This window comes from Pseudocolwellia sp. AS88 (genome assembly GCF_030551755.1).
GTDB lineage: Bacteria > Pseudomonadota > Gammaproteobacteria > Enterobacterales > Alteromonadaceae > Pseudocolwellia.
Genome location: NZ_JAUPEC010000014.1, coordinates 22,108 through 42,330, shown reverse-complemented (window position 1 = coordinate 42,330; position 20,223 = coordinate 22,108). Strand labels below are relative to the sequence as shown.

Sequence of the window (20,223 nt, the reverse complement as noted above, 5' to 3'; positions counted from 1 at the left end):
AATCATTTAACGAGTTATTTATAAACAAACAATACATAAGACATAAAAAGCTATTGTTTAATAAACAAGTACTCCCACTTAATAAATCGATTTATTAACTTTAAAATCTACTTTATGGTGGTATGATATGGGTAACAAATGATATTTTCAGTACATTTACCAATCAAAAAACAGTGGTAATACCAATAAAATAAAGATACATTACCGGAATAAGAAAAATAAACATTTAAACTTTATGCGCACTACTATCGGATGAATAACCTAAGTTCACGCTAGTAAAGAAAGTTTAATGAGCAAGCAAGAGGAAAGAAAATGAAAAACCGTCGATTATTTTGGCGTATTGTCCAAGGCATAGAAACTTCTATTAAAAGCGGAGAATACACAGTAGGTAGTAGATTACCTGCAGAGCGTGAACTAGCAGAAAAATTTAATGTAAGCAGACCAACTATTCGAGAAGCAATTATTGCACTTGAAGTAAGAGGTCAAGTTGAAGTTAAAACAGGCTCTGGCGTTTATGTAATAGAATCGGCTTCATTAGAATCAAATGTTGTTAATGCATTTGAACTCACACAAGCAAGAGCTTTAATAGAAGGTGAAGTCGCCGCTTTAGCTGCGCTTAGTATTAATGATGATGAATTAGAAGCCCTATCGGAAACTCTTGATATGATGGAAAAAAACCAAGACTCTGACAGTATTGAAGAAGCCGATAAGCTATTCCACAAGATTATCTCTACGGCAACTCGAAATGAAGCAATGATTTTATCAGTTAAAAATCTTTGGTCACTTAGAGCTTCTACTCGTGAGATAATTGAAGATTATAAAAATGTTTGTAGTAGCGATAATAAACTTACATTAAAAGAGCACACTGCAATTTATTTAGCGCTTAAAGAAAAAGATGCAGCTAAAGCTCGTTTAGCAATGCATCAACATTTCAATAGATTAATTAACACGTTATTTGATGCTATAGAATCTAAAGCCCTAGCAGAAGTTCAACGTAAAAATAACGAAAAAAGAGACTTATACTCTTTAGAAAGCTTGGTTAAATCTAAATAATTAAAGTAAATATTGGCTAATTAATTTATTAAAGCCAACAATATCGAAACTACCTTTGATTTCGAAATTTACTTGTCCAAGCTCACTTATATATAATTGAATTTCACAATCTAAATCAAGTGTACCTGAAGTCTCAATTGAGAAAGCATTAATCTTGCTATACGGTAATGAGGTATAATCAACTTTAGAACCAGTTATACCTTGTACGTTTGCTGATATAACTCGCTTATTAGTAAAAACGACTTGGTCTCTAATGCTTTTAAAAGTGGCAAATATATGTTCGCCATCAATTAAAAACGCATGAAAATCGTCTCTCGCCTCATCGTTATCAATAGGCTTTAGCTTAAACACTGACGAATTTTTAAAGTCGATCATAATAGTTCCTTTTTAGTGATGATATAAACAGTTGAATATATATTTGCTTCAACTTGCATAGTTTCAATATTCTTCAAATAATTGAGAGGGAAATTTATTAAGCTAGACTATCATACCAAGCTCAAGAACTAATTTCTCACTCTTAAAGTCATAGTTAACCTCAGCTTGGGTTAAGCTATTTCACTCAATATTGATAGTTTATGCCTAGCAAGGCGGATTTGTGTAACCAATAGCAGGCTATTGGTTACAAATATTAAACAGTATTTTATTCCGCAATATATTCAACTACTTCTAAACCAAAACCTGATAAAGAATGATATTTACTTTGCGAACTTAATAAGCGCATTTTACTTACGCCTAAGTTAGAAAGTATTTGTGATCCGACCCCAACATTACGTGAGCCTACATGACGTTTGACTTCTTTAACGACTTCGCCAGCATCTTGTTTAGCATATTTTTCAACTTCCGCTATCAGCGTATCAGTCGACTCATGCTTACCAATTAACACAAGTACACCACCCTCTTCTGATATTCGTTTTAACGCGTCAGCCATTGGCCAAGAAGATACACTTTCACGTTGACTGAATAATAAATCTCTAAACGTATTTTCTAAATGAACACGTACTAAAGTAGGTTGATCAGGTTTAATTTCACCTTTGGTTAAAGCAAAATGTGCTTGTCCATCGATAGTGTCTTTAAATACCGTGAGATCAAATTCACCAAAAGCTGTTGGTAACTTACAAGATGAAACACGTTCTATTGTTGTTTCATTTGCGTTACGGTATTCAATTAGATCAGCAATAGTCCCCATTTTTATGTCGTGTTTTTTAGCAATGATTTCTAAATCTGGACGACGCGCCATACTCCCATCTTCATTTAGCACTTCAACAATTACAGCTGTATGTTCAAAACCTGCCATACGCGCTAAATCTACAGCGGCTTCTGTATGACCCGCTCTATTTAAAACACCACCATCTTTAGCAATTAATGGGAAAATATGACCTGGTTGAACGATGCTTAGATGTGTCGCTTCTTTATTTGCTGCAGCAAGCACGGTCACCGCACGATCCGCAGCAGAAATACCGGTAGTAACACCAGTAGCGGCTTCAATAGATACGGTAAAGTTAGTACTGAACTGTGCATCATTTTTATCCACCATTAAAGGTAGTTTTAAAATTTCAGCTTTTTCACGGCTCATAGGCATACAAATCAAACCACGACCATGAGTTGCCATGAAGTTGATTGCTTCAGGTGTTACCTTTTCAGCAGCCATAATGAAGTCGCCCTCATTTTCACGATCTTCGTCATCCATTAAGATAACCATCTTACCCAGAGCGATATCATCAATAATCTCTTGTGGGGTATTTAATTTCATATCAACCTCTTTATTTGATAAAACCATTTCGTGCTAACAAGTCATGTGTAACACCAGATTGCTGATTATTTTCAGCGGTTTTATTGGTAAGTAATCTTTCTATATAACGAGCAATCAAATCGACTTCTACATTTACCTTAGAGCCAACTTTATAACTGCTTATAATTGTTTCTTGCGTTGTATGTGGTACAACCGTTAATCTGAATTTACTGTCGCTTAATGCATTAACCGTTAAGCTTGTACCATCAATAGTGATAGAGCCTTTTTCAGCAATATAAGGAGCTATATCACTTGGCATTCCAACCCAATAATGAATGCTATTTCCGTCATTTTCTATCGCAACAATTTCAGATAAGGCATCAACATGCCCAGAAACCATATGACCACCGAAACGAGTCGTTGGTAACATGGCTTTTTCTAAGTTAACTTTCTGACCACTTTTGTAATGAGCAAAGCCTGTTCGCTTTAACGTTTCATTTGAAACATCAGCACTAAAAGTACTTGTACTTACATCAACAACCGTTAAACAAATACCATTAGTGGCAATAGAGTCACCCAACTTAACATCATGCATGTCTAGCACACCTGTTGATACTGATATTCTAGCGCCTTGCGCATTAACTTGTACGGTATTTATTTGACCAACTGCTTCTATTATTCCAGTAAACATGAGTAACTCTTGTTAGTTTAGCTATTTAAATAAGTCTTATGACTTTAATTTTTATGTATTTTTGCCGTGATGCGTATATCTTCGCCTACCATACGTACATCAGTATAAGTTAGTTTTTTAGCTTCTGATAAAGCTTGAAGATTATTCATATTAAGTAGACTTTTTCCATCTGCTCCCATTAATTTAGGCGCTTGAAAAAGAATAAACTCATCTACTAGGTCTTGCTCAACAAATGCCCCCGTTAATTTGGCACCTGACTCAATCAATACATCATTCAAACCACGCTTACCTAAAATAGATAAAATACTCTTTAAATTTAATTTTTTAGTGGCTTTACTTGATGATTTTAAATCGTTTTCTTCTAGCCGATTTGTGGCAATATTTTCACTAAAAGGAACACTTACATGTTCTACAAAATATGGCCACTTTACGCTATTTTCAATACTATGAGTGAATATAATTACTGGCGATTCTATTGAAAATAAAGCTAGGTCTGGCGTTAACCTATTTTGAGAATCTATGATCACCCTAATAGGTTGACGTAAATCGTCTTGTGCATAACGCTCTTTAAGCTCACCTAATTCACTCCAACGAACATTCATTTTAGCATTATCTGTTAAAACAGAATCAGCCCCCGTAATAACAGCACAGCTTTGGGCTCGAAGACGTTGTACATTTCGCCTAGCTGCTGATCCAGTTATCCATTTACTTTCACCACTTGCCATAGCTGTTTTACCATCAATACTTGATGCTAATTTACAACGGACGTAAGGTAATTTAGTTGTCATTAACTGAATAAAGCCTACATTTAAACTTTGGGCTTCTTGTTCTAATAAACCGTATTGCGTTGTTATACCTGCAGCTTCAAGCATTTTTAAACCATTACCTGAAACTTGTGGATTTGGATCTACCATTGCAGCGATAAGATGTTTTATCCCCGCTTTTATTAAGCCTTCAGCACAAGGAGGCGTACGTCCATAATGACTGCAAGGCTCAAGAGTCACGTAAGCGGTCGCACCTTTTGCCAGATCGCCTGCCTGTTTCAACGCATTTACTTCAGCATGACCTTGCCCAGCTTTAACATGATAACCCTCGCCCACAACAATATTATCTTTTACTAGTACACAGCCAACCCTCGGATTAGGAGATGTCGTATAATGAGCAAGTTTTGCCAGCGATAAAGCTCGCTGCATATACTCGTGATCTTGTACTGAAAATATTGTCATAAGTTATTTTTCGTCACCTAAACGAGCTATTTCTTCACCAAATTCTTTAATGTCTTCAAAGGAACGATACACAGAGGCAAAACGGACATAAGCCACTTTATCTAAATCTTTAAGTTGTTCCATAATAGTATTACCTAGCATTTCACTAGAAATTTCTCGCTCACCTGTTGCGCGCAGCGCAGACTTTACCTTGTTAATAACAAGCTCTACATTTTCAACGCTTACAGGTCTTTTCTCTAAAGCTCTTACTAAACCATTACGCATTTTATCTTCATTAAACGGTTCTCTTGAACCATCTCGTTTAATGATTTTTGGCATAACAAGCTCTGCTATTTCAAACGTTGTATATCGTTCGCTACAAGCTAAACATTCACGTCTTCTTCTAACTTGATGTCCGTCAGCAACTAATCTTGAATCGATAACTTTAGTCTCTGTTTCTGAGCAAAAAGGACAATGCATGGTGTGATCCTACAACTGGTATGAAAGCAATTTATTCAATAAATAAAAATGGCCGCTAATGCGGCCATTCTATTCGATATTAACAATTCAAACTACTGTTCTGTTTAACGAATTAACCGTAAACAGGGAAACGTGAACAAAGCTCTTTAACTTTACCTTGAACAGCTGTAATCGTTTCTTCATTAGTAATATCGTCAAGAATATCACAAATCCAGCTTGTTAATTCTTTAGTTTCTTCAACACCAAAACCACGACGAGTAATTGCTGGTGTACCTAAACGCAAACCTGAAGTTACAAACGGTGAACGAGGATCGTTTGGTACTGAGTTTTTGTTTACTGTGATATGAGCTTTACCTAATGCAGCATCTGCATCTTTACCGGTAATATCTTTATCAATTAGGTCTAATAATAATAAGTGGTTGTCAGTTTTGTTTGATACAACTTTGTAACCACGGTCTTGAAGTACCGAAACCATAGCTTTAGCGTTATCTAAAACACCTTGTTGGTAAACTTTAAATTCTGGTTGTAAAGCTTCTTTAAATGCTACTGCTTTTGCTGCAATAACGTGCATTAAAGGACCACCTTGACCACCAGGGAATACAGCACTGTTTAATTTCTTGTAAATGTCTTCATCATCACATGCAGAAACAATTAAACCGCCACGTGGGCCAGCTAATGTTTTATGTGTAGTTGTTGAAACTACATGAGCATGTGGAACTGGGTTAGGGTATAAACCAGCAGCAACTAAACCAGCAACGTGAGCCATATCTACGAAGAAATATGCGCCAACTTTGTCTGCGATAGTACGCATGCGAGCCCAGTCAACAATACCTGAAAACGCTGAAAAACCACCAATGATCATTTCTGGTTTATGTTCTACAGCTAAACGCTCTAATTCTACGTAATCAATATCACCAGTTTCTGGATCTAAACCGTATTGGAAAGCTTCATAAGATTTACCAGAAAAGTTTACATGTGAACCATGAGTTAAATGACCACCATGAGCTAAGCTCATACCTAATACTTTTCCGCCTGGTGTTACTAACGCTTGGAAAACCGCTGCGTTTGCTTGTGAACCAGCATGTGGTTGAACATTCGCATATGTAGCACCAAAAAGTTCTTTAGCACGATCAATAGCTAATTGCTCAGCAACATCAACAAACTCACAACCGCCGTAATAACGCTTGCCAGGGTAACCTTCAGCATATTTATTTGTTAACTGAGAGCCTTGAGCTTCAAGTACGCGAGTACTACAGTAATTTTCTGAAGCGATAAGTTCGATGTGTTCTTCTTGGCGAACTGTTTCTTTGGCCATAGCCTCAAACAATTCAGCATCAAAATCTGCAATGTTCATGTCACGTGTAAGCATGTTAAATCCTCAAGTAATCAGCCAGTCAATCATCTTGGGCTGTGGGGGTACATTCAATAAAAATCAATAAAATTTATGGGCCGTATTTTGCCTGAATCTTGTAATTTTGTATATGCAAAATATATAAATGTTAAGTGATAATGTTAGTCGATTTAGTAATCTGTTATGCCTTAATAGTTAGAATAAAAAAATCCCTCTAAACTCGAGTTAATTTATTTTCTTCAACTCGTTATTATAAAAGGCGATGAGATCGAAAAAGTATTTTAGTAAACACGTAAATCAATCATAAATAAAAATACAACACCATCTTCTACACAATAAACTGAATATAATACGCACAAACAAACAATACAACGAATAATGTATTACCCAGAAGGCAAACACAATATTAAAGTAAGAGTACAAATCAAAAAAAACATTGCGTAAAGCTAAACTCCGCAACAAAGATCTAAAATGTAATCTTTAGCAAAGCAACGTTTAACTTGAACCTAACTTAAAGCCAAAACAACTTTTTCAGATTTTAAACGTAAAGACAGTACAGTAACTAAAATAGCGGTAATACCTATGGTTACAATCGCTGTTCCAGCAAAAGCAGCCCAGTTAATAGCTAAACCTTTAAATAAGTCGTCCATTAATAATGACTGACCCGAAACAGGTAACCAATCTAACCATGCTGGTTTGTCATCAATAAACATTAAGGCTACAGGGATCATCGCAGGTAACATAATAATCATACTCACTGTCGACTGAGCTTCTTTAAAGCTTTTGGCTTGAAAAGATACGAATAATTGTAAAGCCGAAGCAAAAAAGCTGATAGGTAATAAGAGTAAAATTAAGAATAAAACCATGTAAACGTTTAAATTAAAAGTTGCCCCTATTTTAGTTAAATCAACAAAACTTACAGAGAAGGATGTTAAGACTAAGGTTAACGTTACACCGATTATCGAAATAGTACTGGCGCAACACAACTTAGCTAATACTATTTTAAACGTACTTACAGGCTGACATAACAACATTTCTAATACGTTGCGTTCACGTTCGCCAGCACTTGAATCAATAGCAACTGAAAGTCCCGACATAAAAGCCGCCATTAATACATACAATCCAAGCATTAAGGAGATGAACATTGCATTGCTGTTAGGCTCGGAAGTATCTTGGTCATTAATATTGATCGGCCTTAAAATACGAGGATCTATTCCTCGCACAATAAGACGCTTAGCTCCTATGCTTTGACCATAAAGATTAATTTCATTTTTAACGCGTCGAATCGGTGAGTTGAGTGCTTTTTCACTAAAGTCTGCTCGTAAAGTAATTGTTATAACCCGCCCTTCTTGCATATTTTCAACAAAATCATCTGGGATCATTAATTCAATATTACGTTCTTTCCAAAGATCATGTAAATTTTCAGGGGCATCTGCTAACGAGAAAATATTATTTTGCCTAAGCTGATTCATTAACTTAGGTGCAAAATTTTCACCCGTTATATTTAAATACACAGGTGGAGTTTCTACCATTTCTTTGATCATGGTTTTAGATAGCACTAAAATCATGACAGGAGCTAACATCGCCATTGTCATAGCAACCATAAGAGCACGTTTGTCTCTGAAAGCTTCTTTAAATTCTTTTATTAAGAGCGCCTTAAACTGGATCATGCTGCTACCCCTTCATCAGAGCCAATAAGTTTAACAAAGGCATCTTCTAATAAAGCTTCACCGGCTAATTCACATAATTCTGTAGGTGTTCCTTGTGCTGCAAGCTTTCCATTTGCCACTATGATGACGCGATCACATAAAGCAGCAACTTCTTGCATAACGTGGGATGAAAACAAAATACAGTGTCCTTTATCTCGGAACTTGGCTAAATGATTTCTTAACACACGTGTACTCATAACATCTAAACCACGTGTTGGTTCATCCAGTACAAAATTTTGTGGTTGATGTACTAAAGCTTGCGCTAAAGTCACCTTCATTCGTTGTCCCTGAGAAAAGCCTTGGGTTTTACGGTGAGCAAGTTCTTCCATCTCTAATTCTTGGATAATCACTTCAATAGCTTTATGTTTGGCAGCGCCTTGTAAACCATGAATACTGGCAAAATAATCAATTTGTTCATAAGCCGTTAAGCGCTCATATAAACCAAACTTATCAGGGAATATACCTAACTTAGCACGTGCTTCAATCGGTGACTGGCTTACCTGAATACCATCAATTACTGCTGAACCTGAATCGGCTTTTAACAAACCATAAAGTGTACGTAAACAAGTTGTTTTACCAGCACCATTAGGTCCTAAAATCCCAGTAATTTCGCCATCTTTTGCTGTGAATGACAAACCATTAAGGGCTTTAACTTGTTGCTTTTTAGTTCGTAAAAAAGACTTATGTAAATTATTAACTTCAATCATAACAATCGCCTTATATACTGCCGTTTAAACTTGTCATGAATGACTCGCTAGGTAACTCTGCTAAACAAGATGAATCAACATCTTTAGGATTTAAATGTTCTAAAAATTCATTAACCATGCCAACACCACATGGCGAAGAAGCAACAATATGAGCATTATTCTTTGAAATGATGTGATGGCTATTAACTAAAGTACTTGCTGATATTTCGCCATTACTTGGAGGCGTAACAGGATCTAAATCCCCAGAAAGAATTAAGGTAGGAATATTAGCCACCACGGGCTGATAAAACTCAGCATCAACTTCATATTTAGGCCATACCTTACAAGCTGATTGGTAAACGGTTTGAGTACTGCCTCTGCCAAAATCATTGTCGCTGTCTTGCTCTAACATAGTTTGAGTTATTCTTGGTATATCCTCATTACAAACAATATTAAAAGTTAACCCAACATACATACTCATGCCGCCATCACTAGTAGAAATTAAACCAATCAAAGGTTGGTAGTTTTCTAAAAATGCTTGGTGGATGATTAAAGGCACTAAACTACGTGTTTCCATACTATAAAGCTGTTTAAAAATGTTATTTACAAACTTTAAGTGACTCAAATTAAATGCTATTTTTGTGCCTAACCTTGGATGATTGATCGATATTGACACTGTATTTTTCGATAAACGATCGACTACTGTATCAAACTCTTCTCTTAAGTTTGGATAAGCTTTATTACAGCTTTCATCATTCAAACAATGCTCTAACAATAAGTTAAAAGATCGAGCTGAGCTTGCACCAAACAAACCTATAGGTACTTCTATAGGACCTACGCTGTCGAGTACCACACTTTGAATTGAATCAGGAAATAAGCGCATATAAACCAGTGCAGCACGAGTACCATATGAAGCACCGTACAAATGCACTTTTTTATGACCTAAAGCTTGTCTTACAGCATCAAAATCGCGTATTGCATTTTCACTGTTGTATTGGCTTAGTTGGTGGCTTTCTTTAAATTGTTCTACACAATCAATAACGTCCTGTTCTGCGTAATCTTCAGGGATAACATTGTATAATTGCTCGGTATCGTTCTCATCACATAACATAGGTTGTGATAACCCGGTACCACGTTGATCTACTAAGATAATATCTCGTGTTTTTCTTATTTCAGCAAAACTATTAATTATATGCGCCGCTAATTCAACTGCAGCTTGTCCTGGCCCTCCGGCTAAAAACATTAAAGGTTCTTTATTTTCAGAATTATCTATAGCAGGTAAAACAGCAAAGTTAATAGAAATTTTCTTACCTTCAGGTTGCTTATAATTTTCAGGAACCAACAAGCTACCGCAAGTAACTTGAGTTCTTATGCCATCAAGATGGCAATTTTCTATATTAGTATTTTCATTAGCTCGAGAAGTACCATTAAAACAAATTAAAATAAGTAAAAATAGAAAAGGCAAAGCTTTATTCATTAATAGACTTCCTTTGGAAAATTAGTCATTTTAAGGTTATTTGAACATTCGAACAAACAGGATTATTGTGCAAAAACAAAGTCATACTAATTTGTGTTTATAAGGGGTAATAACTCAATTTAGCTAAAATCACTTTATAATTCGGTTTCTTAAATAACATATACTGTCACACAAGTTAGGTTATCTAAAATAACATTTAAAATACAAATCTACTATTTCAAAAAACTGTCAAAAAATAAAAGTTTAATCTGACATTTTATATTTTATGTTTAATAGAGTTGTATAACTATTATTTAAAAAGGCAGATCGCTCTTAAGTAAAGTAAAATTTATAACGTTATATAAAAAAGGTACTCATTAGAGAGTACCTTTTAGTATGAAGAAACAATTTACACAATATTATAAGATAAATTCTTTGGCTGTATCTTGAAGAGAGACAGCTAATAGCGCTTGATGTTGAGCTGTTGATAATATTTGTTTAGAACCAGCTACTGACTCTAAAGACTTGCCTTCAATGTTGACAATGTTCTGAGCAACTTCTTGTGTTACCACTGACTGTTCTTCAACAGCGGTAGCAACTTGATCAGATAAAGAAAACATATGACTAACTGAAGTAGTGATTTCATTAAGGGATTGTTCAACCTCTTTTGAATTACTTACAGCTTCAGCGGCTTTTAATTTACTATTTTCAATAACATTAAACGCATAATTTGCATCAGATTGTAAATTAGAAATAAAACTTTCTATTTCACTCGTAGATTCTTGAGTCCGTTGCGCAAGAGTTCTCACCTCGTCAGCAACAACCGCAAAACCTCGTCCTTGCTCTCCCGCCCTTGCAGCTTCAATAGCTGCATTTAAAGCTAATAAGTTAGTTTGCTCTGCAACCGATTTAATAACATCAACAATATTAGTAATATTTGAGCTACTTTCATGTAAGCTACTAATTCTTAATGCCAAGTTATTAATTTCTTCAGCAAGAAGTTCGATAGATTGATAAGATTTTTGTACAGTTTCAAGACCTAATTGTGCTTGCTCATCCGTAGACTTTGAAACATCTGCAACACTTTGCATGTTCATAGCAACTTCTTTAACAGTCATAGACAATTCTTCTACAGCAGCAGCAACTAATGATATTTCAGTCTGTTGTTCTTCAATATTTTTAAAACTATATTCACAGGTTTGCGTTGTTTCTTCAGCTTCGTCCGATAGAGCGACACTAATTGCTTTTATTTCTATAAGTGCGGTTGCGAATTCATCTAAAGTTTCATTTAAAGAAGAAGAGATTACTCCTAATTCACTTTTATCTGTGTATACAGACCTAACAGACAGATCTTTATCTTTTCTTAGTTTAAACATAACTCGCATTAGATCTTTTATTCGCTTGTTCAAATCTTTGATAATAAGTGTGCAGATAAAAAACACGAAAATAAGCATAATCACTTTACTAACGGCTGCTATTATCATCGAGTTTTTAGCTTTGTCTCTTAAATCATGTGCTAATTTGAGTGATGAATAAGCTAATTCATTCTCAAAGTTTTTAAGAAGCTTAATTCTATCTGTAGCCTTCTGAAACCAGTAAGTAGCTTCTATGCCAAAGTCTCCGGTCATTGACTTATCAAGAGCGATTTTTCTCAATCTATCCACTTCAATAACAGCATCACTTTTTACTAGTTGTTCAAAGGCACTTTTTTGTTCATGTGAGGCAAAAACAGTAAAGTTATTCAAGTAAGTTTTTTGCTCTGACAACAAGCTTATAAATTTATAGTAATTGGCTTGTGAGAATTCATTAACCGTAAATACACCACTTAGAACAGCTCTTTCTATACCCGCTCTCTCTTTTGCCTGAAGAAAGTTATAATAAGCAATAACCTGTTTACTAATTTCTGCGTTACTACTTAAATGGCTCATAACCCCAGCAACACTTAATAACTTACTATTTAAATTTGTATAAAAACCGATCGCATTTGACAAAGATATTTTTAAAGAATCTATATTTTCTCTAACAGATTTAATTTCTTTAATTTGTTGGCTAATCTTAGTATGTAGTTCAATAATTATTGAGCTATGTTCATAATTTACTTGCCAAAAATCATTTAAGGCACTTATTCGTTCGTCGGTTAATTTTCTTTGTTTTCTGAGAATGTCTCCAAACTTTTCCCCTTTTGAACTTATAAAGCCTGCTGTCGCCCCCCGTTCTTTTTGTAATTCATGAACGAGATCACTATAAACAATCGTTAACTCAGTCAAATCCGATAGTTCTGACATTTCATTTCTTGTTATTGTGTTATCGATTATAGAACTAATACTCATCCATAAAAATCCTGTTAGAGGTAAAGCTAAAAGGATTAATACCTTATTTCTAAATGATATATTTGCAAACACCATGTTATTGAAATCCCTTGTGAAAACTAATAATAAATGTTTTAAGTTATTTTAATTCTAGACTATAAAAAAATTTACACATTATAAAAACAGGTTCACTATTACTTATAGATTAAATAGTCGAAAACATAAGAAAACAGCTGACTATATCCTTGTCTTTTAGTATTTTTCACATTGTTTTATGGTAAGATAATGATGTTAAAGGTGCTTTTTGGTTTTACTAAATCCAAAAACTTAAAAGGGAATGTAGTGCGAGTCGTTATTGTTAATTTCTCAAATCTACAACTGTTCCCGCAACTGTAAATAGAATTTAAAATATAGTGACTAAACTATATTGTTTTTTTAAATATCTATGAGTCAGAAAACCTGCCTTAAATACCTTATTAGTTTCGCGTGCGGGTAACACGACAGCTAAGAATATCACCTTTGCTTTAAGTAGGTGTTTTCTTAATTAAGTGTCTGTAAATTCCCCCACAAATATACTTTCCGGTTCTGATATTTTATATATCCTGAACATTGATAATTTTGTTTATGTAAGTAAGGCATATATGTCCTCCTTTGTTTTACAAGCGAATAGCCTTACTTGGCGTGTAAATGAAAAACATATCCTCAGTGATATTAATCTGCATATAAAAGCAGGCGAGACAGTAGCGATAGTAGGACCAAATGGTGCAGGAAAAACCTCTCTTCTAAAATGCCTCTATGGAGAATATTCAAATTTCTTGGGTGATATTTATTTAAACGGTAAATCCCTAAAAACTTTTAATATAAAAGATATCGCTAAAAAAATAGCGGTTGTTAGCCAACATTCAGAATCAGCATTTAACTTAACGGTACTTGATATAGTCGCTATGGGATTAATTCCTCATAAAGGTTTATTTGATACCAATACGGATGTTGACAGACACAATATTGAACAAGCTTTAACTAAAGTAGATTTGATTAATAAAAAAAATCAAATATTTAGTACATTATCTGGAGGCGAGCAACAACGTGTATTAATTGCCCGAGCCATTGTTCAAGCACCTGATATCCTGATTATGGACGAACCGACCAATCATCTCGATATGTACTATCAACATCAAATATTAATGTTAGCTAAAACCTTAAATATTACTTTATTGATCACTATTCATGACCTTAATTTGGCTGCTCAATATTGTGACCGAATTATTATGTTAAATAACGGAAAGTTAGTAGCAGATGATACGCCTGAAGCAGTATTTACTTCTTCAAAGCTCACGGAAGTATTCAAACTCGAATGTGCTATTGATAAAAACCCATTTACACAAAGTACTCGAATTACATTTTCTGGTATAAATCATTGCGTAAATGACGAATCAGCTTGGTTACATTCATGAAAAAGTTGTCATTTAAGAACTCCTTGTTACTTATTTCTGCCCTAGTAGCTTTCTCATTAATAGCTTCTATGGGATTTGGAGTTGTTGAACTGGGCCATAAAGCGGTATGGCAATGTATTACGCAAACTTGTGAAAAAAGCATTTACGAGACTATTTTGTGGGAAATACGCTTTCCAAGAGTATTACTAGGATTTATTGCAGGCTTTGGTTTAGCTATTGCAGGGGCACTAATGCAAAATGTGACTCGAAACCCGCTTGCTGATCCTTACCTCTTCGGTATTGTTTCTGGTGCTGGCTTAGGAGCAACACTTACTCAATTCCTCCCCACAACAGTGCAAGTCATTACTTTGCCTATAGCCTCTTTTTTAGGTTCACTTTTAGCTGTAGGTATTATTCTCATTGTGATTTACCAAAATAATTGGCGACGAATAGAGCATTTATTATTGGCAGGGGTAGCAGTGTCTTTTTTACTAAGTTCTTTAACCTCTTTTATCCTATATAGCGGAGAAGCTTTTTCAACAAATCGGGTGATTTTCTGGTTAATGGGAAGTTTAGCTAGAGCAAATAGTACGGCACTTCTATGGATTTCTCCTGTCATTATTGTTGCTACAATTATTGCTATATTATTAGGTCGTCAGCTTGATGCTTTATTACTGAGTGATGATAGTGCCCGTACCCTTGGCATAAAAGTTGAAAAATTACGTATTATTACACTGATCTTATGTGCAGCGATAACAGCAGTGATTGTTTCATATTGCGGTGGTATCGGCTTTATAGGTTTAATGATCCCACATATGGTTAGGCCTTTTGTAGGCATCACAAGTTCAAAATTGTTTATAGCCGCAGGATTAGTTGGTGGTTGTTTTTTAGTATGGGTAGATGTTATTGCTCGTACTGCCTTAGGTGGACAAGAAATACCTATAGGCGTAATTACGTCAGCTATGGGAAGTTTGTTCTTTTTAGCTCTATTAAGAAAAATGTAAGCGAGATCTCATGGAAATAAATGCAGTAGACATTAAATTTGAAACGGAAATCAAAGATAAGATAAACCAAAAAACAAAACCGGTTGGATCTTTAGGTCAAATTGAAGATATAGCCTTACAACTAGCTAGTATTCAAAGCAATAAAGCGGGCAAGCTCATTTCTAACATCACAATTAATAAACCCGTTGCAGTCATTTTTGCAGGTGAACATGGTATTAGTGAAGAAAGAATTTCAATCGCGCCGAGCTGCGTAACTCGACAAATGGTGCAAACATTTTTAACAGGAAACGCTGCGATTAATTGTTTTTGTACGGCAAATAATATTGACTTAAAAATAGTAGATGCCGGCATAGTTGAGCCCATTACAAAGGCCTATCCTAACTTAATCAATATGAGACTAGGTGCTGGCACCAAAAACTTTGTAAATGAATCAGCTATGACTGATGAACAAGTTGAATTAGGCTTAAGTTATGGCGAACAAGTAGTAACACCTATTATTGAAAACGGAACTAACTTACTTATATTTGGTGAAATGGGTATAGGTAATACAAGTTCAGCAACAGCTATAACATCGCGTTTAATTTTTGCTGATGTTGATTTATGTGTTGGTGTAGGAACAGGTATTACTGCAGAGCAATTATTTAAAAAGAAAAGTTTAATAGAAAAAGCCTTAAAGCGCTTTTCTTCGAATGCACCTTTAACGGTACTAAAAGAAGTTGGCGGCTTTGAAATAGTAGAAATGACTGGTGCCATTTTAGCCGCAGCAAAAGCTGGTATATCTATTTTAGTGGATGGTTTTATCGTAAGTACGGCCGCACTATTAGCCTGTAGAATAAATAATAATGTTCGCGATTATTTAATTTTTGCCCATGAATCAGATGAATTTGGACATCAACTTTTACTCGCTCATTTAAAAGCTAAACCTTTATTAAACTTAGGCTTACGCTTAGGTGAAGGAACTGGTGCAGCAATTGCTTTACCTTTATTAAAATCAGCTGCAGCTTTCTACAATAACATGGCAAGTTTTGAAGATGCCGGAGTCACAATTTGACCGCTAAAGCACCACAAAATGTAAGTCTATATAAACGATATTTAAAACGTCAGCTTAACTTGTTTTATTTATCGTTAACTTTTTTTACTCGTATACCAGCACCAAAGAATATGTATTATAGTCCGAGCCTACTAAACAAATCAGGACGCTACTTTCCTCTTATTGGGCTACTCATTGCTGGTATCTTGAGTATTATATTTACAGTTATTTCTCCTCTTTTCCCTGTATCAATCACAGTTACCTTACTCATTATTATTAGCTTATTTATCACAGGCGCTTTCCATGAAGATGGGCTTGCAGATATGGCGGATGGTATTGGTGGAGGTATGACATTAGAAAAACGTCTTACCATTATGAAAGACAGCCGAATAGGAACCTATGGGGCTGCAACTCTTTTAATGGCGTTAGTGTTAAAGTTATTATTACTTATTGAGCTCGTGGAAGTGAATGCATTAATTCCCTCACTATTCTTAGGTTATAGTTTATCTAGAGCAGTGGCTGCTAGCTTAATATATGACCTTCCCTATGTTGCCGATATAGATACAAGTAAAAGTAAACCATTAGCCAATAAACAAAGCCCTTTTGAATTAAAGCTCTTGTTTATCATTGGGCTTATTCCCGCCATATTTTTTTCATTAACGACTTTGTTATTTATAGGTTTAACCCTCTTCATCTTTCGAATGCTTTTTAAAGCTTGGTTAATAAAAAGATTAGGTGGATACACTGGGGATTGTTTAGGTGCTTGTCAGCAAATAAGTGAATTGCTTATTTATCTGGTAATTATTGCGTGTTTGACTCCTAACCTGTCGGTATAGGTAAATGGTCTCTTCAGTCGAAACAACCTTATATTTATTGCGCCATGGCAAAGTTAATGGCCTACCTGCTTTATATGGTCATACTGATATAGATGTAACAGATGAAATAAATGCAAAAATAATTAGTGAGCTAAACCAATTACAGGCAAATTTAGGCAGTAATCGTATAAATCACATAGTAAGCTCCCCTCTACAACGTTGCGCTAAAGTTGCTGAAAAATTTGCGCAGATAAATAACTTAACGCTTGAAAAAAAAGATGATTTTAAAGAAATGGATTTTGGAGAATTAGATGGTGTTTCTTTTGATGCAATTAGAGACTCCGAATGTGGTGAACAGAACTGGAAAAAATTAGAAGAGTTCTGGCAAAATCCATCTCAATCACCTTTACCAAAAGCTGAATTATTAATGAGCTTTTATCAACGTATAGAGCTGGCATTAAATAACTTATTGCTCAGTCACCAAGGGAAAAACATATTACTCGTTTGTCATGGTGGTGTTATACGTATGATATTATCCTGCATTCTCAAACTTGATCATGCTAACAAAGCTTTATTTAGCCAACTCACGATTAAAAACAGCAGTATAACTTTAATTAAAAGCATCAGAATAGTTTCAAGCCATACAGATGAAGAAATAAGTGTGCATAATAATGTTATCACTGTATCCACACCTTTGAAGTGTATCAGCCAAAACCCTGACGAATTTGTATAAGAGGAATACCCCTATGATTGATGATAATCAGAAAAAAGAAAATCATAAAAAACGCCAACAAAAGATCAAAGAAAATGTAGATAAACGCATTGCAGCCGCTACTGAAGATAAAGGGTTATTACTTGTAATAACAGGTAATGGTAAAGGTAAGTCAACAGCCGGTTTTGGTGTAGTTACACGTTCAGTTGGCCATGGTTTAAAAGCGGGTATCATTCAATTTATTAAAGGAACCTGGGAATGTGGAGAGCTTAATTTACTCAAACAACATGGGGTAATTCACCACACCATGAAAACTGGATTTACTTGGGAAACACAAAACAAAGAATCTGACACTGCAGCAGCTCAACTTGCTTGGACAGAAGCTAAAAAACTTCTTAACGATAAAAGTATTAACACTGTATTACTTGATGAACTTACTTATATGGTGACTTATGGTTACATTGATTTAGAGGAAGTATTAACCGCTTTAGAAAATAGACCGGCCATGCAACATGTTGTGATCACAGGAAGAGCATGTCACAGAAAAATTATAGAAGTTGCCGATACAGTTTCTGAAGTTCAATCTCTTAAACATGCTTTTGACAATGGCATTCGAGTACAAAAAGGCATAGATTGGTAATTTTATGAGAAAGTTAAACACTTCATCATTTTTTTTGTGTGGAATATTCTTCGCACTATTTTCAACACTCGTTTCGGCTGGTAATACTGAAGAAGAAGAAGTTGAAAATGCTTTTAAAAACCAACGTATTATTACTTTAGCACCTCATATTATCGAGATGCTTTTTAATTTAGGCGTGGGTGAACGTGTTATTGCTACTACTGATCATTCAGACTTTCCTGAAGCCGCAAATCATGTTCCTCGTATAGGTAATTATTCTCGATTAAAAATAGAAAAAATACTCGCCTACGAACCTGATTTAATTATTGCGTGGCGAACAGGTAACCCAATTGATGACTTAGAAAGACTTGAAGAATTAGGGTTAAAAGTTGTGTATTCAGACCCTAGAAACTTAGACGATGTCGCCGCAGAATTGCGTTTACTTGGTGATTTAACAGGTACTCAAGAAAGAGCGGAAATACTAGCTAAAAAATATGAAAAAGAGCTAAAAGCCCTACGCACTAAATTTGCCAACAAAAGTCCTATTTCTGTGTTTTATGAACTTTGGTCAAATCCATTAACCACTATCAGTAATAACTCTTGGCCTCAGCAACACCTTAACGTATGTGGCGCCAAAAATCCTTTTGTTAAAAGCATAATGGACTACCCTCAAATAGGTTTAGAGCAAGTGGTCATTGCTAAACCTCAATTAATCATTCAACCTATGTCTCATGGTGAACCCAACCCTAACGCTGTAAATTGGTTCCAATGGAATGAAATTCCAGCATCAAAACATAAACAACTTATCCAACCTAATTCAGATAAATTACACAGAATGACCTCAAGATTATTAGAGGAATTAGAAAGCTTATGTATCAGTATAGATAACTCTAGAAAGTATTACCTTCAACATAATGGCTAAGCAAAATTTCAAAAAAGCTTACATTTACAATTTGGCGAATAATTAAAGAGAGACTATAAGATATTTTATCCTCAACTTTAATATGCATAAAATCAATAACTAGTCATATCTAATCTCCTAGTAATTCACCGCTTATTCTTTAGTATCCCTATTAAATTAACCTCAGCTCGGGATAAGTAAAGTTACTCAATAAGTTATTTTTATTGAATTTTATGACATTCATTATCCTGAGTTGAGGTTAAATTACATTTATTTCAACTTTTTTGTGATCTATCTCTCCTTTATTTAGAAAGCTGCTAGACTTAAAAATAGTGTTTTCTCCAATTTATTAAAATTTATGCGAACAAATATTTTACCTTTGATTTTGTCTTTTATCCTCCTATCAATTTCCCAACTTGCAATTGCAGAAGATGTCAAAGAGCTTCCTCCTTTAGATCCTAAGTATATGGGCGTTCATGGTATGAAGTTATTCAACAAAGGGCCAAGTGTTTTCGCTTCTTATATGCTGAAGTTAACTCCGCCACATAATGTGCAGGTTTTATATAAATTAAACATTGATAGCCTTTCCTTACTTCAATTAGTTAAAGATGCTGAGTTAGTAACGATTAAAACAGAAGAGTTCAATTTACAACGCTTAATGCGCGGCGAATCCTTTGAAGTTAATGCTGATATATACATGGGACACTATAAGAAAGGTGGTTTACTCACTTTTTCAAACACAAAAATATCATTCGATGAAAAGCTTTTTGTAAAAGTCTTAGATGATCTAGAAGAATCAAATAACAGGCAAAAATATGACGTTGTGAAGCTTAAAAATGATCAACGAATTCTTATACATCAAATTCAAAAACCACCAAGTTATGAGCATTTAATTTACTTATCAGATGATGTTAATTGTATAACTAATTTTACTGCATCCTCACCTGTGCCTGCAGAAAATGAAATTCATTATAAACTCACATACTGTGGGGCTATGAAACCACTTTATTATAATTCAGAAGATTTTTTATAATTTCATA

19 protein-coding genes and 1 riboswitch are annotated in these 20,223 nt (G+C 34.8%); of the genes, 9 read left to right on the top strand and 10 right to left on the bottom strand.

Features of this window, described 5'->3' with window-relative positions:
- The first annotated feature begins 312 nt into the window (after positions 1 to 312).
- Positions 313 to 1,053 carry a FadR/GntR family transcriptional regulator gene (locus tag Q5N69_RS11255; RefSeq protein ID WP_304369015.1) on the top strand — a complete coding sequence of 247 codons (741 nt, stop codon included), beginning with the start codon at positions 313 to 315 and terminating at the stop codon, positions 1,051 to 1,053.
- Here Q5N69_RS11255 and Q5N69_RS11250 read toward each other — a convergent pair whose 3' ends face one another.
- From Q5N69_RS11250 to Q5N69_RS11205, 10 genes are all read right to left on the bottom strand, one after another.
- On the bottom strand, positions 1,054 to 1,428 hold the full coding sequence (locus tag Q5N69_RS11250; RefSeq protein ID WP_304369014.1) for a PH domain-containing protein: 375 nt from the start codon (positions 1,426 to 1,428) through the stop codon (positions 1,054 to 1,056). It abuts the gene before it with no gap.
- A 265-nt stretch (positions 1,429 to 1,693) separates the two neighbouring features.
- Entirely contained in the window at positions 1,694 to 2,803 is a 1,110-nt protein-coding gene (ribB, locus tag Q5N69_RS11245) for a 3,4-dihydroxy-2-butanone-4-phosphate synthase (protein WP_304369013.1), read from the bottom strand.
- A 10-nt stretch (positions 2,804 to 2,813) separates the two neighbouring features.
- Complete coding sequence (locus tag Q5N69_RS11240) at positions 2,814 to 3,473, bottom strand: riboflavin synthase (RefSeq protein WP_304369011.1); 660 nt, start codon at positions 3,471 to 3,473, stop codon at positions 2,814 to 2,816.
- A 44-nt stretch (positions 3,474 to 3,517) separates the two neighbouring features.
- The gene (gene ribD, locus Q5N69_RS11235; RefSeq protein ID WP_304369010.1) at positions 3,518 to 4,699 is read right to left on the bottom strand and encodes a bifunctional diaminohydroxyphosphoribosylaminopyrimidine deaminase/5-amino-6-(5-phosphoribosylamino)uracil reductase RibD; all 1,182 of its coding nucleotides are present in this window, start codon (positions 4,697 to 4,699) and stop codon (positions 3,518 to 3,520) included.
- 3 nt (positions 4,700 to 4,702) lie between these two features.
- A complete protein-coding gene (gene nrdR, locus Q5N69_RS11230; protein ID WP_304369009.1) occupies positions 4,703 to 5,158 on the bottom strand; it encodes a transcriptional regulator NrdR in 456 nt (151 codons plus the stop codon).
- A 112-nt stretch (positions 5,159 to 5,270) separates the two neighbouring features.
- A complete protein-coding gene (gene glyA / locus Q5N69_RS11225) occupies positions 5,271 to 6,527 on the bottom strand; it encodes a serine hydroxymethyltransferase (RefSeq protein WP_304369008.1) in 1,257 nt (418 codons plus the stop codon).
- A 488-nt stretch (positions 6,528 to 7,015) separates the two neighbouring features.
- Complete coding sequence (locus tag Q5N69_RS11220) at positions 7,016 to 8,179, bottom strand: ABC transporter permease (RefSeq protein ID WP_304369007.1); 1,164 nt, start codon at positions 8,177 to 8,179, stop codon at positions 7,016 to 7,018.
- Positions 8,176 to 8,925 carry an ATP-binding cassette domain-containing protein gene (locus Q5N69_RS11215; protein ID WP_304369006.1) on the bottom strand — a complete coding sequence of 250 codons (750 nt, stop codon included), beginning with the start codon at positions 8,923 to 8,925 and terminating at the stop codon, positions 8,176 to 8,178. Before Q5N69_RS11215 ends, Q5N69_RS11220 begins: the two co-directional genes overlap by 4 nt.
- Before the next feature lie 10 nt (positions 8,926 to 8,935).
- The gene (locus Q5N69_RS11210; RefSeq protein WP_304369005.1) at positions 8,936 to 10,381 is read right to left on the bottom strand and encodes an alpha/beta fold hydrolase; all 1,446 of its coding nucleotides are present in this window, start codon (positions 10,379 to 10,381) and stop codon (positions 8,936 to 8,938) included.
- A gap of 398 nt (positions 10,382 to 10,779) precedes the next feature.
- The gene (locus Q5N69_RS11205) at positions 10,780 to 12,645 is read right to left on the bottom strand and encodes a methyl-accepting chemotaxis protein (protein WP_304369004.1); all 1,866 of its coding nucleotides are present in this window, start codon (positions 12,643 to 12,645) and stop codon (positions 10,780 to 10,782) included.
- Positions 12,646 to 12,957: 312 nt separating this feature from the next.
- A riboswitch (cobalamin riboswitch) is annotated at positions 12,958 to 13,151 on the top strand.
- A gap of 159 nt (positions 13,152 to 13,310) precedes the next feature.
- On the opposite strand from Q5N69_RS11205, the gene Q5N69_RS11200 reads away from it, so the two are divergent.
- The 8 genes from Q5N69_RS11200 (at position 13,311) to Q5N69_RS11165 (ending at position 20,216) form a co-directional block, all read left to right on the top strand.
- A complete protein-coding gene (locus tag Q5N69_RS11200; protein ID WP_304369003.1) occupies positions 13,311 to 14,123 on the top strand; it encodes an ABC transporter ATP-binding protein in 813 nt (270 codons plus the stop codon).
- Positions 14,120 to 15,106 (top strand): iron ABC transporter permease, encoded by a 987-nt coding sequence (locus Q5N69_RS11195; RefSeq protein ID WP_304369001.1) that lies wholly within the window; start codon positions 14,120 to 14,122, stop codon positions 15,104 to 15,106. Before Q5N69_RS11200 ends, Q5N69_RS11195 begins: the two co-directional genes overlap by 4 nt.
- Positions 15,107 to 15,116: 10 nt before the next feature.
- Positions 15,117 to 16,157, top strand: a complete 1,041-nt coding sequence (gene cobT / locus Q5N69_RS11190) for a nicotinate-nucleotide--dimethylbenzimidazole phosphoribosyltransferase (RefSeq protein WP_304369000.1) — start codon at positions 15,117 to 15,119, stop codon at positions 16,155 to 16,157.
- Complete coding sequence (locus Q5N69_RS11185) at positions 16,154 to 16,972, top strand: adenosylcobinamide-GDP ribazoletransferase (protein ID WP_304368999.1); 819 nt, start codon at positions 16,154 to 16,156, stop codon at positions 16,970 to 16,972. Before cobT ends, Q5N69_RS11185 begins: the two co-directional genes overlap by 4 nt.
- Positions 16,973 to 16,976: 4 nt before the next feature.
- On the top strand, positions 16,977 to 17,684 hold the full coding sequence (locus tag Q5N69_RS11180) for a histidine phosphatase family protein (protein WP_304368998.1): 708 nt from the start codon (positions 16,977 to 16,979) through the stop codon (positions 17,682 to 17,684).
- Between the two features lie 13 nt (positions 17,685 to 17,697).
- Complete coding sequence (gene cobO, locus Q5N69_RS11175; protein ID WP_304368997.1) at positions 17,698 to 18,303, top strand: cob(I)yrinic acid a,c-diamide adenosyltransferase; 606 nt, start codon at positions 17,698 to 17,700, stop codon at positions 18,301 to 18,303.
- 4 nt (positions 18,304 to 18,307) lie between these two features.
- The gene (locus tag Q5N69_RS11170) at positions 18,308 to 19,204 is read left to right on the top strand and encodes a cobalamin-binding protein (protein WP_304368996.1); all 897 of its coding nucleotides are present in this window, start codon (positions 18,308 to 18,310) and stop codon (positions 19,202 to 19,204) included.
- Between the two features lie 337 nt (positions 19,205 to 19,541).
- Positions 19,542 to 20,216: a hypothetical protein gene (locus Q5N69_RS11165; RefSeq protein ID WP_304368995.1), complete on the top strand. Its 675-nt coding sequence runs from the start codon at positions 19,542 to 19,544 to the stop codon at positions 20,214 to 20,216.
- Positions 20,217 to 20,223 lie beyond the last annotated feature (7 nt).

Bases quoted from the DNA above. Each gene is read 5' to 3' on its own strand.
- Q5N69_RS11250 (WP_304369014.1), bottom strand. From the start codon at position 1,428: ATGATCGACTTTAAAAATTCGTCAGTGTTTAAGCTAAAGCCTATTGAT.
- Q5N69_RS11215 (WP_304369006.1), bottom strand. From the start codon at position 8,925: ATGATTGAAGTTAATAATTTACATAAGTCTTTTTTACGAACTAAAAAG.
- Q5N69_RS11170 (WP_304368996.1), top strand. From the start codon at position 18,308: ATGAGAAAGTTAAACACTTCATCATTTTTTTTGTGTGGAATATTCTTC.
- Q5N69_RS11165 (WP_304368995.1), top strand. From the start codon at position 19,542: ATGCGAACAAATATTTTACCTTTGATTTTGTCTTTTATCCTCCTATCA.
- Q5N69_RS11240 (WP_304369011.1), bottom strand. From the start codon at position 3,473: ATGTTTACTGGAATAATAGAAGCAGTTGGTCAAATAAATACCGTACAA.
- ribD (WP_304369010.1), bottom strand. From the start codon at position 4,699: ATGACAATATTTTCAGTACAAGATCACGAGTATATGCAGCGAGCTTTA.
- cobT (WP_304369000.1), top strand. From the start codon at position 15,117: ATGGAAATAAATGCAGTAGACATTAAATTTGAAACGGAAATCAAAGAT.
- Q5N69_RS11205 (WP_304369004.1), bottom strand. From the start codon at position 12,645: ATGTCAGAACTATCGGATTTGACTGAGTTAACGATTGTTTATAGTGAT.
- Q5N69_RS11195 (WP_304369001.1), top strand. From the start codon at position 14,120: ATGAAAAAGTTGTCATTTAAGAACTCCTTGTTACTTATTTCTGCCCTA.
- ribB (WP_304369013.1), bottom strand. From the start codon at position 2,803: ATGAAATTAAATACCCCACAAGAGATTATTGATGATATCGCTCTGGGT.
- Q5N69_RS11255 (WP_304369015.1), top strand. From the start codon at position 313: ATGAAAAACCGTCGATTATTTTGGCGTATTGTCCAAGGCATAGAAACT.
- nrdR (WP_304369009.1), bottom strand. From the start codon at position 5,158: ATGCATTGTCCTTTTTGCTCAGAAACAGAGACTAAAGTTATCGATTCA.
- Q5N69_RS11220 (WP_304369007.1), bottom strand. From the start codon at position 8,179: ATGATCCAGTTTAAGGCGCTCTTAATAAAAGAATTTAAAGAAGCTTTC.
- Q5N69_RS11200 (WP_304369003.1), top strand. From the start codon at position 13,311: ATGTCCTCCTTTGTTTTACAAGCGAATAGCCTTACTTGGCGTGTAAAT.
- glyA (WP_304369008.1), bottom strand. From the start codon at position 6,527: ATGCTTACACGTGACATGAACATTGCAGATTTTGATGCTGAATTGTTT.
- Q5N69_RS11180 (WP_304368998.1), top strand. From the start codon at position 16,977: ATGGTCTCTTCAGTCGAAACAACCTTATATTTATTGCGCCATGGCAAA.
- cobO (WP_304368997.1), top strand. From the start codon at position 17,698: ATGATTGATGATAATCAGAAAAAAGAAAATCATAAAAAACGCCAACAA.
- Q5N69_RS11210 (WP_304369005.1), bottom strand. From the start codon at position 10,381: ATGAATAAAGCTTTGCCTTTTCTATTTTTACTTATTTTAATTTGTTTT.